Source organism: Desulfobulbus rhabdoformis (genome assembly GCF_016919065.1).
GTDB classification, from domain to species: Bacteria; Desulfobacterota; Desulfobulbia; order Desulfobulbales; family Desulfobulbaceae; genus Desulfobulbus; species Desulfobulbus rhabdoformis.
Genome location: NZ_JAFFQA010000007.1, coordinates 1 through 15,007, shown reverse-complemented (window position 1 = coordinate 15,007; position 15,007 = coordinate 1). Strand labels below are relative to the sequence as shown.

At 45.2% G+C, this 15,007-nt stretch carries 14 protein-coding genes; 12 read left to right on the top strand and 2 right to left on the bottom strand.

The window, feature by feature from the left end:
• Positions 1-25: 25 nt before the first annotated feature.
• Both JWJ90_RS05115 and JWJ90_RS05110 read right to left on the bottom strand, forming a co-directional pair.
• The gene (locus tag JWJ90_RS05115) at positions 26-190 is read right to left on the bottom strand and encodes a glycosyltransferase family protein (protein ID WP_205226128.1); all 165 of its coding nucleotides are present in this window, start codon (positions 188-190) and stop codon (positions 26-28) included.
• Positions 175-711 (bottom strand): cytidylyltransferase domain-containing protein, encoded by a 537-nt coding sequence (locus tag JWJ90_RS05110; RefSeq protein WP_205226127.1) that lies wholly within the window; start codon positions 709-711, stop codon positions 175-177. Before JWJ90_RS05110 ends, JWJ90_RS05115 begins: the two co-directional genes overlap by 16 nt.
• Positions 712-1,271: 560 nt before the next feature.
• On the opposite strand from JWJ90_RS05110, the gene JWJ90_RS05105 reads away from it, so the two are divergent.
• From JWJ90_RS05105 to JWJ90_RS05050, 12 genes are read left to right on the top strand one after another with little or no spacing between them, the layout of a single operon-like run.
• Complete coding sequence (locus tag JWJ90_RS05105) at positions 1,272-1,643, top strand: DVU3141 family protein (protein ID WP_205226126.1); 372 nt, start codon at positions 1,272-1,274, stop codon at positions 1,641-1,643.
• The gene (locus JWJ90_RS05100; RefSeq protein ID WP_205226125.1) at positions 1,640-2,440 is read left to right on the top strand and encodes an ABC transporter permease; all 801 of its coding nucleotides are present in this window, start codon (positions 1,640-1,642) and stop codon (positions 2,438-2,440) included. The genes JWJ90_RS05105 and JWJ90_RS05100 overlap by 4 nt, the downstream gene beginning before the upstream one ends.
• The gene (locus JWJ90_RS05095) at positions 2,437-3,099 is read left to right on the top strand and encodes an ABC transporter ATP-binding protein (RefSeq protein ID WP_205226124.1); all 663 of its coding nucleotides are present in this window, start codon (positions 2,437-2,439) and stop codon (positions 3,097-3,099) included. Before JWJ90_RS05100 ends, JWJ90_RS05095 begins: the two co-directional genes overlap by 4 nt.
• Positions 3,100-3,109: 10 nt before the next feature.
• A complete protein-coding gene (locus tag JWJ90_RS05090; RefSeq protein ID WP_205226123.1) occupies positions 3,110-4,192 on the top strand; it encodes a KpsE/RkpR family capsule polysaccharide export protein in 1,083 nt (360 codons plus the stop codon).
• 1 nt (position 4,193) lies between these two features.
• On the top strand, positions 4,194-5,822 hold the full coding sequence (locus JWJ90_RS05085; protein WP_205226122.1) for a polysaccharide biosynthesis/export family protein: 1,629 nt from the start codon (positions 4,194-4,196) through the stop codon (positions 5,820-5,822).
• A 14-nt stretch (positions 5,823-5,836) separates the two neighbouring features.
• Entirely contained in the window at positions 5,837-7,504 is a 1,668-nt protein-coding gene (locus tag JWJ90_RS05080; RefSeq protein WP_205226121.1) for a hypothetical protein, read from the top strand.
• A gap of 9 nt (positions 7,505-7,513) precedes the next feature.
• Positions 7,514-9,532 (top strand): hypothetical protein, encoded by a 2,019-nt coding sequence (locus JWJ90_RS05075; RefSeq protein ID WP_205226120.1) that lies wholly within the window; start codon positions 7,514-7,516, stop codon positions 9,530-9,532.
• Positions 9,529-10,215: a 6-hydroxymethylpterin diphosphokinase MptE-like protein gene (locus JWJ90_RS05070; protein WP_205226119.1), complete on the top strand. Its 687-nt coding sequence runs from the start codon at positions 9,529-9,531 to the stop codon at positions 10,213-10,215. Before JWJ90_RS05075 ends, JWJ90_RS05070 begins: the two co-directional genes overlap by 4 nt.
• A complete protein-coding gene (locus JWJ90_RS05065; protein WP_205226118.1) occupies positions 10,215-11,879 on the top strand; it encodes a glycosyltransferase in 1,665 nt (554 codons plus the stop codon). The genes JWJ90_RS05070 and JWJ90_RS05065 overlap by 1 nt, the downstream gene beginning before the upstream one ends.
• Before the next feature lie 15 nt (positions 11,880-11,894).
• On the top strand, positions 11,895-12,596 hold the full coding sequence (locus JWJ90_RS05060) for an acylneuraminate cytidylyltransferase family protein (protein WP_205226117.1): 702 nt from the start codon (positions 11,895-11,897) through the stop codon (positions 12,594-12,596).
• A complete protein-coding gene (locus tag JWJ90_RS05055) occupies positions 12,593-13,531 on the top strand; it encodes a phosphoglycerate dehydrogenase (protein ID WP_205226116.1) in 939 nt (312 codons plus the stop codon). The genes JWJ90_RS05060 and JWJ90_RS05055 overlap by 4 nt, the downstream gene beginning before the upstream one ends.
• Positions 13,524-14,276: an SDR family NAD(P)-dependent oxidoreductase gene (locus tag JWJ90_RS05050; protein WP_205226115.1), complete on the top strand. Its 753-nt coding sequence runs from the start codon at positions 13,524-13,526 to the stop codon at positions 14,274-14,276. The genes JWJ90_RS05055 and JWJ90_RS05050 overlap by 8 nt, the downstream gene beginning before the upstream one ends.
• The last annotated feature ends 731 nt before the right edge of the window (positions 14,277-15,007 follow it).

Here is a 15,007-nt window from a genome sequence, read left to right as displayed (position 1 = left end):
CCTAAGCGAAAAAGAAAAAGGACCGTCAAATCTGACGGTCCTTCATCAACTCCCGCACAGTCGCTAAATATTGCAGAGTATCCACCTTTGGGCCAACAGTCGGAACCTCGAAAACGCGAATGCGAAATCCAGCAGAGAGCAGGCGCAACTGCTCCAACTTTTCGGCCAACTCCATCATCGGCTGTGGCAACCCGGCGTACACCTCCAAAACCTCGAGCCTGTAGGCATATATTCCGACATGTTGAAATAACATGCTGTTTCCGGTGTACGATTATAGGGAATGGGAGAACGGCTAAAGTACAGGGCATCTCCGATAGCGGGAACAACAACCTTGACGAGATGCGGGTTATCTGCTTCACTTGCAGGAAGGCGATGGCATAATGTACCGATCTGAACGGAAGAATCAGCCAACATCCCTTGAGCCAGCTTACTGATATCTTCCGGTCGCACCAACGGTTCATCACACTGCAGGCTGATATAAATATCCGCCTTCAATGTCTGCATAACCTCGGTCAGCCGGTCGGTTCCCGAAGGATGTTGCGTCGAGGTCATGATGGCCTGTCCCCCAAAGTCCTGCACAGCCACCATTACTCTCTCGTCATCGGTAGCCACAATAACAGAAGTCACCTCCGGCACAAGCAAAGCCCGCTCATACACATGCTGCACCATGGAGTTCCGCCAGAGGCTTTCCTGGTAGACGGGTTGCCCCATAAGGGGCTGGGATAACGATATTTATACGCTTACTCATCAAAAAGCACCTTATTTGAACTCTGATCTGGCTGGCAACTGGTGTCGAGCACGGTTAACAAAATCTCTCCCTTTGAGAGATACCAGAGTAATTGGTTTCAATAAAACGATTTTTTTTGTCAACGCTCGTACTCTTTCACAAAATAATTTACAATTTTTTAGCAAAACATAATTTCCGAGCTTGTGTTGCACATAGAGGAATCATTGAACATCGGTAATCGCACAGGCTTGCCCCGAGAACTATACATAATAAACGATCTCAATTTGCTAAAATTCAACCAGCCAAACCTGCCTGATCATTATCTGTGACAAGGTATTGCGAGGAGTTTGATTATTCACAATGTTGATTCATTACCGTGTGTGGTTCTAAGTAGGGCATGCCCGATCTGCGGTTATTTACAAGACAATATTTAAGCTACCAATATATTAAATTTACTGATATATTTTATATATTGTAATTTTTTCACCAGACCTGATAACTGAGAGGTATTTAAATTCCTAATGAACGCCTCTGGGAGATAATAATGCTGCATCGTTGGTATGCCAGGTTGCTCAACCAGGCTCAAGTATCATTGACTATATTCTTTCCTCTACTTTTCCTTTCCGGTTGCGCGCTCCAAAACCCATTCTCTCAGCCCACCATAACGGAAAAAGGAATCAGCGAAAAAAACCTTTTATTACTCAAAATTAAACAATTACAACAAGGAGACACTGTCACACTGAATGACCCAGCATTTGGTGGAGTACTCCAAGCCAAAGTGATTGACAGCTACTTCTCCGCAGCCGGTGTCGATTGTAAACGCTTAATTATTAAAACTATGACTGACAGCCAACAGATTCTCATCTGCAACAATCCGACTAAAGGGTGGGCGGTAGTCAACCAAGTTGATAAATGATCACCGGCATGGACAATACTTTCCAACACGCTTTTAAAGTCCAACAACGGGTTATCTGGGCCCTTATGTTGCGTGAATCGAAAACCCTCTTTGGCAAACATAAGCTCGGTTACCTATGGGCAGTTATTCAGGCAGCATTCCAGATTTCTGTCTTTTGGGTGATCCGTGAGGTGGCAGGTGTTCAAGCTCCGCACGGTATGTCAACTCCGGTTTTTCTACTCGGTGGCTTTGTTCCATGGTTCATTTTCAGCAACGGTATTACCAATGGGATGAATGCGATTAACGGAAACCGTGCCCTGCTTACCTACCCCCAAGTTTCCCCCCTTGACCTCTTAATGGCCAGAACTCTTTTACAGGGAGCCATGCAGACCCTGGTGCTTGTTGTGCTATTGATTGCCTCCTGCGCAATGGGGCAAGAGGTAAGCATTGAAACCCCTCATGTCATATTAGCAGCCCTCTTGCTGGCACTCATTCTTGGACTGGGAGGAGGAATGATTTGCTCCGCTTTCAATCTGATTTGGCCTGCGACCGAACAATTGGTTCCGATGCTCCTACGAATATTGTTTTTTACCTCCGGCCTCTTCTTCTCAATGGTCGACCTTCCGGCATCAGTTCAAGGTATTTTATCTTTAAATCCCCTCACCCACGTCATTGAAATGATGCGCCAGGGGTTTGTGTCTGGCTATGGAGAGCAGTTCATCTCAGTCATTTATGCATTCAGTTTCTCTCTATCGATTCTGACTATCGGGCTCCTTTTAGAACGCTACGCACGACGATACTTGGACCGATTGATATGATAAAGTTAGTCAATTTGTGCAAATATTATCGAGTCGGCCAGGGGGTCAAGACCGTACTGAACAATGTCAACGCTCACATCAAGCCAGGCCGAAACCTCGGGATTCTGGGACAGAACGGTGCTGGAAAATCGAGCCTGTTGCGCTTGATCGGAGGGGCAGAACTCCCTACTAGTGGTCACATCTGTCGCCATGGACGAGTGTCTTGGCCTATTGGATTTAGCGGAGGGTTCCATGGCAGCCTCTCCGGTCGAGAAAACCTCAGGTTTATCTGTAGAATCTACGACGCTTGCATCAATGAAATCACTGAATTTGTAGAAGATTTCTCTGAACTAGGCGCATACATGGATATGCCAGTCAATACCTACTCTTCTGGTATGAAAGCCAAACTAGCCTTTGGCCTCTCCATGGCAATTAATTTTGATTACTATCTGATTGATGAAATCACAGCGGTCGGCGATGCTAATTTTAAGAAAAAATCCAAGGCTGAATTTGAACGACGCAAAGATCATTCAACATTGTTGGTTGTTTCTCACTCGATCAGTACAATTCGCGAACATTGTGATATTGCCGCTGTTCTCCATAAAGGTGATCTACTTTTTTACGACGATATGGAAGAAGCAATAACCTTTTATCAGGCATTGCCAGCTACGAAACACTAGGAAAAAAGTAATGAGGAAGGCTCAAATCAAGTGGTTGCTTTTTGTTGCTCTACCGATGCTGGTCGTTTTGATCTATTTCGGGTTCTGGGCCAGCGATATGTATATCTCCGAAACCCGTTTCTCCCTTCGCAGCCAGGAAGGGGGGGGCTCGACCGAGCTCTTATCATTTCTGGGGCAGTCCACAGGAGGAACAGGAACAGATGCCCATGTTATTGAAGAATACATAGAATCATCCGAATTATTGGCCCTGCTTGACCACCAGCTCAGTCTCAAGGATCACTACCAGAATCCAAAGGCGGATTTTTTCTCCCGATTACGGCAGGAACCGAGCCAAGAAGAATTTACTCTGTATTTTCAGCGTCAGGTTACGATCCGCTTTGACCAAACTTCTGGAATATTAAAACTCCAAGTCAGAGCCTTTACACCACAAGCCGCACAACATATATGCCAGGCGATCCTGACAAAAAGCGAAGACCTGGTCAACCGTCTTCGGGAACGCGCCATAGAAGACAGCTTGTCATTATCCCGTGCAGAAATACAAAGAGCAGAGCTTCGCTTAGCAAATATCCGGAACAAGTTACATCAATTCCGCCAGAACCATAATTTACTCGACCCCACAGCAGAGGCAGGTAAGGTGGAAGGATTGGTCGCTGAATTGGAAGGTGCTGCCGTCAAAATTCGTACGGAACTGGCTGAAGCCAGATCTTATATGCGCAACGATAGCCCTAAAATCGTCGGGCTTAAGGCAAAACTGCAGGCCCTGGAAGAACAAATTGTAACAGAAAAATTGCGTCTCTCTGGACAAGGAAAAAGCACTGTTAATAGCTTGGCCGCAGACTATGAACAACTTACACTGGAACATGAGTTTGCCCAGAAAGAACTTGTTGTCGCAATGCAGGCCATGGAGGCAGCCAGAGTTCGTGCTGAAAGCAAAAGTCGTTATCTGGTGGCATTTATCCAACCTACTCTACCGGACGAGCCGCTCTGGCCTCGGCGAGGCTACGCCATAGGAGTGAGCTTTGCGGGTGTACTGTTGATCTTTGGAATGGGCTCACTGTTAGTCGCGGCAATCAAGGAGCATGCAGGATTCTGATATGAAAATACGTTACCATCTTTCAATCACTGTTGCGCTAGTATTCATCCTCCCCTTTCTGGTGCATGCTGCCACTCAACCGCCAAATTATCCTGATGCCTCGCCCCCAGCTGGTAACAAGCAAATTTCTTTCAATAAATCAGGCATGGCCCCCTACGGAGCGGAACTCTTTCAGGGAAAATTTGCTCAGGGCTATTTTGACGGTCGCAACGATGACTATCTCATTATGCCCGGTGATAGAGTACGCCTGCAGCTCTGGGGGGCTCAAACCTATGACGGAATCCTGGAGGTTGATGCTCGCGGCAATCTATTCCTCCCTGAAATTGGCCCGGTCCGAGTTGAGAGATTAGCCCATGCCAAGCTTGAGAACGCCATTCGAGAAAAGGTGCGCTCGGTTTTCACCAAAAATGTTGAGGTCTATGTCAATCTGCTGAAACCACAACCCGTTGCTGTTTTTGTTTCTGGTTTTGTTGCCCAACCAGGACGCTATGCGGGAGGCCCGACTGATTCAGTTCTCTATTTTCTCGACCTTGCCGGTGGCGTCGACCCTGATCGCGGCAGTTATCGCGATATTCGGGTGCTGCGCCGAGGCAAGACAATCGCCCAAATCGATCTCTATCCCTTCCTCCGTGAAGGCCTACTCCCCCCTGTGCGACTTGAAGACGGCGATGTCTTACTTGTGGAAGAGCGTGGACCGAGTATCGCAGTTGAGGGACAAGTACGGCACGCAGCCTCCTTTGAATTTCAGGGAACGGAGCTGCTGAATGGCAACAAACTCCTCGCAATGGTCAATCCTGAGAACAATGCGTCGCACGTGAGTGTTGTAGGAACCCGGGGAGGCGCACCATACAACGTCTATTTACCCCTCGACCAATTTGCAAAACTCCCTCTCGAAGACGGTGATCTGGTCCGTTTTCACGCAGATATTCCTGGAAACACGATTATGGTAGCTGCAAGTGGTGCGATTGTTGGCGCCTCTCGCTATCCCGTTGATAAAAATACGCGCCTGCAAACACTGCTGCTGCAAATAGCGGTTGAGCCTAAACTGGCAAATCTTGACGGCATCCACCTGCGTAGGAGAAGCGTCGCTTTTCAGCAAAAAAAGGCCTTGCATGAAGCCCTGCAACGATTGCAGCAAAGTTCACTGACAGCGACCTCTTCATCTGTCGATGAAGCCAATATTCGAGTACATGAGGCCGAGCTGATTGCCAAATTTGTCGAAAAGGCCAAACAGATAGAACCGGACGGCACAGTTGTAGTGCGACAAGGCGATAAGGTGGCGGACATTCACTTGGAAAATGGTGACGAAATTATCATCCCCCCGAAAAGTGATGTCGTGCTTATTAGTGGCGAAGTCTTGATTCCCCAGGCGGTCATCTGGTCTTCTGAGTTCGATGTAGATGATTATGTGGCCGGAGCTGGAGGTTTTTCGGACCGAGCCGATAAAAATCGGTTACTCGTTGTAAAACCCAATGGTGCGGTTCTGCTGGCTCAAAATACAGACATTAAGGCTGGTGACCGCATATTGGTTCTGCCACGTTTCGACAGTAAAAATATGCAGGTATTTAAAGATATTTCTCAAATTTTGTATCAAATCGCTGTAGCTGCTAAAGTAGCTATCGATATGTAAATGGAGGAGGTAAAGTGAATAAGGTTATTGTTGTTGGCCATCCTTTCTCAGGCTATAGCGAGGTAGAACAATTACTTTTGGAATGTGGGATGGCTTCAGCACTCCCGTCACACCAGGAAAAACTGACTCCTCAAGAAATTGATCTCATGCTTTGCAAGGCACATGACGTTGCCCCACTCAGTATTGCAGATCTTCAAGACCCTATTTTTGATCAAATTGATATTGGTGTCGTCTGGCACGGTATGATACTTGATTTGATGCGAGGTAATCTGGGACAACAATTTTGGGGATGGGGCGACCCACAGGCAATCTATCTTCTCGATTTTTGGAAGACCATAGACCCTAAAATTGCTTTTATTCTGGTGTACAATCACCCCCGCACAGCTCTACGCAATAATCCGACTGAGGCGGATTCTGGCCACAGTGATCAAGAAAAAAATGAACTAGACTGCTGGACAGCCTACAACGACACACTGCTCCATTTTTATCAACGCAACACGGAGCGCTGCCTGCTTGTTCATGCAGAACAGGTTCGAACATCTGTCAACAGCTACCTGCAACAACTCAAGACCCGTCTCGATGCCCCCATCGGGCAAATCCAAGATGACTGCAGTCTCCAACAAAAAACAGAACAAATCCGAGAAGAAACAGCAACGTATACTGCTGAAGACGAAGCAAACCTTCAATGTCAAACCGCCTTGGCGGCTTTTACAAAAAAACAGGATCCTCTTGAGATTTTTTTAGCTTCTGAGGTGATCGAGCAATTTCCTGAAGCGATGGAACTTTATGAAGAACTTCAGGCAATTGCAACTCTTCCATATAGCAACAATTTGACCTCATCTCATAGTGCCTTTTTAGCCTGGCAGACCTTCTCGCGACTCAAAAGAGACAATGACAATATTACCAAAAAATATCAAAAATTAAACACTGAAACAGAAACACTAAATAATGAAAAAATAAAATACCTACAAAAAAACAATGAAATCCAGCAAGAAAACGATCTTCTTATACAACAAGTACTTCAGTTGCAGAAAGATCTTGATAAATATTATGCGCAATCACATGATTGCATGATAAAAAATCAAGATTTCAAACAGATAGAAAAAAAATTCACCAAACAGTCTATAGAGCTAATTCAAAACAAAAAAATAATTAATGATCTCAACAAAAAATTGGATGATCTGAAAAGAAAATCACATGAATCAAAAAATAAAACAGATAGAGACACATCAAAGCTGAAAGAAGAAAATGAATTACTACTGCTTCAGTTACATCAAGTTCAAGAAGAGCTAGAACAATATTTCTTAGAAAATACAAAGCTGAGGAAGAATCAACTCCCCGTCCACTATGGCGCTGCGGAACGGGTAAAAAGCGAGCTGCCATACCTAATTGGGGCAGCCATAATACAACGAAGTCGTAAAGGATGGCCGCTTCTTTTCTTGCCTTTTTCCATGCGTCCCCTTGCCAGACGCTATCGACAGTCTGCTCAGCAACATGACAACCCCCTTCCCCCGCTGAGCGAATATCATGACTTCCCTGAAGCTCAAAGGGTGATGAAACACCTATCTTACAGGTTAGGAACAACATGGCTCAAACATTGCCGAACTCCGTGGGGGTTACTAATCATGCCCTTTGCTCTCATGAAGGCGGATAAACAATTTCAGCAATATAAGAATCAATAAGGTGATATTATGTTGCCAATTAATCCACTGCCGCAGTTTCTAACTCATATCCAAAAATTGATTCCAGCAAATGGAGTCCTCCTAGTTGGAGCAGGTTCGGGAACTGGACAATGGATTACTTGGCTGCAAAAGATGGAAATTCAGTCAGCCCTATTAATAGAGGCTGATTCAAAAAATTACATACAGCTCGAAGCATTTACGCAACACGTCCCTGGCTGGTTAACCGAAAACAGTATAATTGCTGAAACGCAAAAAAATGCGACCTTTCATATTGTTGGCAATAGATTGGAAAGTAGCTTATTGCCTCCGTATCTATTACAAAAACTTTGGCCTAATATTAATAGTATTGAAGACCACTCATGTCAGACAGTAACACTCGACAATATCTGCAAGAAAAATAAATTTGTTGCGAATTGGCTGATAATCGATTGCCTGCCGAGCTTAGCAATTCTGCGTGGCTCCATAAAAGGTATCGATGACTTTGATGTCATAGTTGTGCGTATGGTACTGAATCAGAAAGTATCCCCCAACGAAGATGCAGGCCAAAAAAAAATAGATTCTTTTTTGCAGGACAATGGATATCGTTGCGTAGAGAAGGAGCATGAGCGTCACCCAGATTTAGCGCATGGGCTATACATACGTGATTACAAGCTATTAGCTGAAAAAAGGCGTGAACAAATACAACAGTTCTCTACCCAAAAAAACGACCAAAAAAAACTGGCGAACGACCGGCTCGACCAAATTGAAAACTTAAAAAATAGGCTAAAGCGACAGGTAGAGGAACATCAAAGACAGATTGAGCAGTTAAACTCTCAAAAAGATACGCAAGAAAAACTAGCTCAAGACCGGCTCGACCAAACTGAAAGCTTAAAAAATAGGCTGAAGCAACAGGTAGAGGAACATCAAAAACAGATTGAGCAGTTAAACTCTCAAAAAGATACGCAAGAAAAACTAGCTCAAGACCGCCTTACCGAAATTAAAACTTTACGGAATAAGCTTATATCACCGGAACAACGTGAACAGGAGCGCATACGTTTAGAAGCCCGGGTTGCCTCTTGTTGCTCAGCACAAGATCCTCATTCCGCAATCGATGATGAATTAGAAAAGGGAAACCTATCAGAATCAGAGAAAATACATTTTTTGTTTATGGTCTCCGATGCGTTTTATTCCCAAGGGGATAAAATGACCGCACTCCATTATCTTCGCATGCCGTTGGAGTGGGGTTCTTCGTTAAGTATGCTACAAAAAAACATGCTTGTATCCGCCTTAATTAGCCAGGGTAGAGCAGAGTTAGCCGCAGATATTGTAATTCAGGACATGCTGAACACTTCCAAGGTTGATGGTCTCAAACCTGAGGAGCAGATGGCTATACGCAAAGCCTATTCTGAAAAAATCAGGCTCATTCATTCGCAGAAAGAGCATGGGCATGATCTTCTGCTTAGCTATCTTGAAGCTAACCTGGGCAAATTTAAAGAAGAGCATGGTCAGGGCATGCCGGTATTTATTGAGATTGGCACAACGAGAGAAAATGTTCCAGGACAGGGGTCAACACGTAAAATTTCGATGTTCTGCAAAAAAAACAAGTTGACTTTTATCACTGTGGACATGGATCCCCATAATACCTTGATGGCTCAAAGGATGTTCTCTCGATTGGGGGTAAATGCGAAAGCTATAACTGCTAAAGGGGAGGACTTTCTCCGTAACTATGAGGGAGGTATCGACTTTGTCTTTCTTGACGCTTACGACTTTGACCATGGAGGCCACAGTTCTTTGCGCCAAAGTCGTTATGAGCAGTTTCTTGGCAAACGAATCGACGATAAAGATTGTCACAAAATGCATCTTGACTGTGTCAAGAGTATCATTCCCAAACTTTCCAAAAATGGAATTATCTGTTTGGACGATACCTGGACAGAGAATGGCATCTGGATGGCTAAAGGAACTTTGGCAGTTCCATATTTAATAGAGCAGGGGTTTATCATTCTTGAAGCACGTAATCGTGCAGCCCTTTTAATAAAACCTGAACAATGAACCGCTTAGAACGATTTAAAAATCGACATATTGGCGAACGCGTGGTTGTGGTGGCCAATGGTCCATCATTAAATACTATGGACCTCTGTTTCCTCCGCCAGGAGACAGCTATCGGGATGAATAAAATATTTCTAGGACTCAATAAATTTCGCTTTTATCCCAAATACTATGTTGCGATTAACAGAAAAGTTATTGAGCAGTCGATAAACAACATCAAATCCCTTAACTGTAATAAATTTATCAGCATGCGTGGCAGTGAATTGTTACCAGAGGATGCTCTGACATATCATCTTGAAACCCAAAACCCACCAGCACGTTTTTCAAAAGACATTACACGTGGTATTCATGAGGGCTGGACGGTCACTTATGCTGCGATTCAGGTTGCTTATTTTCTAGGCTTTAGTGAAGTGGTCATAATAGGCATGGACCATCGTTACCAGTTCACCGGCCAGCCCAATGAAGCCCGACGACAGGATGGACCGGATCCGAATCATTTCTGCCCTGAGTATTTTGGAGGTGGGCAACACTGGGATAACCCCGATCTTAAAAATTCAGAAGAGTCATACCGCATAGCCCGTACAGAATTCGAAAATGATGGGCGAAGAATTCTGGACGCCACGCTTGATGGAGCTTGCGAAATTTTTGAGAAAATTCACTACAAGGACTATTTTGGTTTAAGATAATGAATACACCCCGTATTGCTGTTCAACTTTTAGGGCAATCCGGTTGTCGCTTATGCTTTGGGCAAACAATCATCTACATTGATCCCTACCTTTCCAATTCTGTGCAAGAACTTGATGCACCAGACCTTGAACGACTTCAACCGCCTCCCTTCCCCCCCGAATCGGTGACTGATGCCACTTGGGTTCTACTTACTCACGATCACCTTGATCATTGTGACCCCCATACCCTGCCGATACTAGCCCAAGCCTCACCAAACGCACAATTCGTCGCACCAGCGCCTGCCCAATATCTGCTTCACACTTGGGATATCCCTTCCTCTCGTGTGCAATTAGCTAAGGAAGAATGGTACCCTTTGGGCGACAATATTGAGATCAAAGCAGTCCCTGCGGCACACCCCAATATCGAACGCGACAGCCAGGGAAGATTACAAGCTGTAGGCTACCTGCTTAAAATACACGGGCAGTGTATGTACCTCGCGGGTGATACATCAATTTGTGACGAGTTACTGGATGCTCTACGTGAAAATTTGCCAATACACACAGCAATTGTACCTGTTAACGAATCAAATTTTTTCCTGGATAAACGCGGCATTATTGGCAATATGAGTATCCGCGAGGCCATGCTCCTAGGACAAGAAATTGGTCTTGAGCAGCTTATCCCTGTTCATTGGGACATGTTTGCCTGCAACTCTGTCCCCCCTGAAGAGATTGTACTTGTACACAAACATCTCAACCCAAAATTCAGGCTTGTCCTCAACCCGACTGCCATTACCTTAGGAGTTGTTAATGTCAGTATTGTTATTCGTACGTTAAATGAGGCTTTACATCTTGATGCATTGCTGACATCTATCGCCAACCAAATAGCCCCCAGACTCAACCCGGAAGTGGTGCTGGTCGATTCTGGCTCAACAGACTCTACTTTGGAAATAGCACATCAGCATGGGTGCCGTATTTGTACAATTGATCGCGCTGATTTTTCTTTCGGTCGCTCGCTTAATATTGGCTGCGATGCTGCCCGGGGTGACATTCTGGTTTTCATAAGTGGTCATTGCATACCAACAGACGACCAATGGCTTTCAAGACTTTGTGCCCCTCTACTCGAGGGCAAAGCTGATTACGTTCATGGAGGTCAAATTGGCGATGAGAACACCCGTTTCAGTGAAAGCCGTATTTTTGCAAAATATTTTCCGCCCGATTCCCGCTTTTCCTCGACGGAATTTTATTGTAATAATGCTAACTCGGCAATCACTCGGAATGCATGGCACAAATTCAGATTCGATGAAGAGTTGACTGGGCTGGAGGATATGGATCTCGCCCAAAAAATCATTCATGATACGGGTACGATTGGCTATGTAGCTGAGGCCAAGGTCATGCATTTACACCATGAATCCTGGAGCACCGTCAGGAGGCGCTTTGAGCGAGAAGCAATTGCCTTACAGAAAATTATGCCTCAGGTTCATGTCGGCTTGGGAGATATGCTCCGCTACTTCATGTCAAGCGTAGCAAAAGATTGCCTCTTTGCATGCACTAACGATAATCTCAAGCGTAGAGTTCTTGAAATAGTTCTCTACCGCTGGAATCAATACTTTGGCACCTATCTCGGCAATAGGGAATTACGCAAACTTTCTCATGCCGAAAAAGAAAAATACTTTTATCCTGTATAAAAAAGGAAATAAACAATGCCCCAAAAAACTATCGTTGCACTACTTCCAATGAAAGCGAATAGTGAACGCGTAAAAGGAAAAAACTTCCGTGAATTTTGCGGAAAACCTCTTTTTCAATGGATCCTTGATTCTCTGCTGGCCGTAGATGCAATAGATAAAGTCGTTATCAATACCGATGCCCGTTCTATTTTGGCTGAAAATGGTCTACTTGAGACTGAGCGAATTATCATTCGTGACCGAAAACCGGAAATATGCGGTAATCATGTGTCAATGAATCTAGTACTGGCCGACGATGTGGCAAACGTTGACGCCGACACATACCTTATGACCCACACAACTAACCCTTTAATGAGCCCTGAAACGATCCAAAAAGCACTGGCTGCATTTAATGAGGCACAGGCAGCAGGCACAGCAGATTCACTTTTCACTGTCGACAAAGTACAAACTCGCTTTTATCGATCTGACTGCAGCCCTGTTAATCATGATCCTGACAATCTTCTGCCGACACAACATTTGGAACCTTGGTTTGAGGAAAATTCAAACCTCTACCTCTTCACTCGTGACAGTTTTTCCCAAACACAGGCACGCATCGGAAAAAAACCGATGATGTTTGAAAGTCCTGCCTTTGAGTCCGTAGACATCGATACCCCTGCTGACTGGGATTTTGCCGTCGTTGCAGCTCGTTATCTTCTAGAAAAAAATGGTATTGCCCAATGAAAATTCTTGTCACCTGTCCGCCTATGCTTGGAATGATAGAATCATTTTCCACTGTCTTTTCGCAATATGGCTGTGCAGTCACCGCGCCTGATGTTGTGCAGACTCTTACTGTCGAGGAACTCAAATCATTAGTTCCCAAACATGACGGTTGGATTATAGGTGATGATCCAGCAACTCGAGAAGTGTTTACTGCCGCAAAAGCAGGCCGTCTTAAGGCCGCTGTCAAATGGGGCATAGGAGTCGACAACGTTGATTTTGCCGCGTGCAAAGAACTTGACATCCCCATAATCAACACCCCAAATATGTTTGGACGAGAGGTTGCCGATATTGCCATGGGGTATGTTATCGCTTTAGCGAGGGAAACATTCCAAATCGATGACGGTGTACGGCAAGGTAACTGGCCAAAACCTCGAGGTATTTCTTTGTATGGCAAAACCGCTGCTTTAATCGGCTATGGTGACATTGGCAAGCAGGTAGCGGCACGCTTACGAGTTGCTGGTATGAAAGTCATCGCCTACGATCCTATGGCACAGGACGCACCAGATATGGCAGATGTCCAGCGAGCACAATGGCCCAATCGCGTTGAGGAAGCTGACTTCATTGTCGTAACCTGCTCTTTGACCCCATCCAGTGAGCACATGGTCAATTCTGCCGTACTTAACCAGGCCAAGGATGGCGTGCGAGTCATTAACGTTGGACGCGGCCCGGTCATAGACGAACCATCTCTGGAAGCTGCCTTGAAATCGGGTAAAGTCTATTCTGCAGCCCTTGATGTGTTTGAGGTAGAGCCGTTACCAATGACCTCATATCTTCGCCAGCACCCCCGTTGCATCTTCGGTTCACATAATGCATCAAACACTGCAGATGCTGTCGAAAGAACAAGTTTGATTGCCATTGACAAGCTCATGACATTTTTAGGGGTAAAGAATGAATAAGGGGTTTGTCATCATAACCGGCGCTGCCGGGGGAATTGGGCAGGCATTTGTTAACGAGTTTGCGAATGCCGGATACGGTATCATCGGCATTATCCACAAAAATAAACCCGCAGCTCCCCAAAACCAAAATGTCCACTATATCACCTGTAACCTCGCCCAAACGACCCAAGACACAGAATACGCTGCAAAAATTTTTGCACAAATTCGAGCCGTTTTTAATCAAAATGGGCTCAAAGGGTTAGTGAATAATGCCGCCACCCAAATTTTGGGTGGCGTTGATTCTTTGACACGAAAAGATTGGCAGGAAACTTTGAATGTGAACTTGCTTGCTCCTTTTCTCTGGTCGCAGGCCTTTCTTCAAGAGCTTGAAACTTCACAAGGTTCGATAATCAACATCAGTAGTATCCATGCGCGCCTGACCAAAAAAAATTTCGTCGCCTATGCAACCAGCAAAGCAGCATTAAGCGGGATGACTCGGGCTATGGCTATTGATTTGCAGGGAAAAGTTCGAGTCAATGCAATAGAACCTGCTGCCATTGAAACGGAAATGCTGAAGGCAGGTTTTTCTGGTAAACCTGAGCTGTATTCAAAACTTGAAGCATGCCACCCTCAACAGCGGATAGGTCGTCCCGAAGAGGTTGCAACCTTATGTCTATCGCTTATCGATAGCAAGCTCGATTTCATTCATGGGGCAACCATATCAATTGATGGTGGGATTAGCGGACAATTGCATGATCCTGATTAATCAGTCGTATCTATTTTAACCAGAAATACGTTTGCGGCCAACCTTGATTCCAGCACAACCGACCAGAGCTCGCAACATACCTGGGACCATAAATAAGTCTTACTTACAACTCAACATGGGAGCATGGCCGGCTCATACAACAGGCTTTTTTTGGGGCGGGGAGAATTCAAGTTGATGCGACTTATAGGGCCTGATTGCCTGTCTAGTCGCAAATAATTTTTTTGGCACAGAACCAGTTGATTTAGTGGGGGACGATCCTGAGGTTGCATACGAGCAGATCCTTAATCCTGTCCACCTGAATTTCGGTCAGCTTTTCAGATCGTTTCAATAGACATCAGTGGCTTTTTGTGAGGAGTGGCTCTTTCCTTTTTTTAAGTTTTGGAGCCTCATCGGCGTGGCCCACATCGATTGCATTGCTCAAGTGGATCATGATGTGAAACCAGTCGAGAATATTGACAGTACCCGCGGCTTTTTCTGTAATGACTGCCAGACAGGGGGTCCACATGGTAACCGATCACGGGGTCTAATTTTTTCGCTGGCGTCGTAAGCCAGTATTTGCTACGGTGCTGTTATGGAAATCACAGCACCTATGTACAAAATTCGTGGTCGCCACCTCAACCAGCACGATCTGGATGAAATTCGTCAGATCACTGCCGACCATTGGGATAAGGGGCGCACGGCGATCTCAAAAATTCTCTGCCAGCGGTGGCAATGGCGACAACCTAATGGCC

Excerpts from the sequence above, each read along its gene's own strand:
- JWJ90_RS05110 (WP_205226127.1), bottom strand. The coding sequence starts at position 711 with ATGGGGCAACCCGTCTACCAGGAAAGCCTCTGGCGGAACTCCATGGTG.
- JWJ90_RS05105 (WP_205226126.1), top strand. The coding sequence starts at position 1,272 with ATGCTGCATCGTTGGTATGCCAGGTTGCTCAACCAGGCTCAAGTATCA.
- JWJ90_RS05100 (WP_205226125.1), top strand. The coding sequence starts at position 1,640 with ATGATCACCGGCATGGACAATACTTTCCAACACGCTTTTAAAGTCCAA.
- JWJ90_RS05095 (WP_205226124.1), top strand. The coding sequence starts at position 2,437 with ATGATAAAGTTAGTCAATTTGTGCAAATATTATCGAGTCGGCCAGGGG.
- JWJ90_RS05090 (WP_205226123.1), top strand. The coding sequence starts at position 3,110 with ATGAGGAAGGCTCAAATCAAGTGGTTGCTTTTTGTTGCTCTACCGATG.
- JWJ90_RS05085 (WP_205226122.1), top strand. The coding sequence starts at position 4,194 with ATGAAAATACGTTACCATCTTTCAATCACTGTTGCGCTAGTATTCATC.
- JWJ90_RS05075 (WP_205226120.1), top strand. The coding sequence starts at position 7,514 with ATGTTGCCAATTAATCCACTGCCGCAGTTTCTAACTCATATCCAAAAA.
- JWJ90_RS05070 (WP_205226119.1), top strand. The coding sequence starts at position 9,529 with ATGAACCGCTTAGAACGATTTAAAAATCGACATATTGGCGAACGCGTG.
- JWJ90_RS05065 (WP_205226118.1), top strand. The coding sequence starts at position 10,215 with ATGAATACACCCCGTATTGCTGTTCAACTTTTAGGGCAATCCGGTTGT.
- JWJ90_RS05060 (WP_205226117.1), top strand. The coding sequence starts at position 11,895 with ATGCCCCAAAAAACTATCGTTGCACTACTTCCAATGAAAGCGAATAGT.
- JWJ90_RS05055 (WP_205226116.1), top strand. The coding sequence starts at position 12,593 with ATGAAAATTCTTGTCACCTGTCCGCCTATGCTTGGAATGATAGAATCA.
- JWJ90_RS05050 (WP_205226115.1), top strand. The coding sequence starts at position 13,524 with ATGAATAAGGGGTTTGTCATCATAACCGGCGCTGCCGGGGGAATTGGG.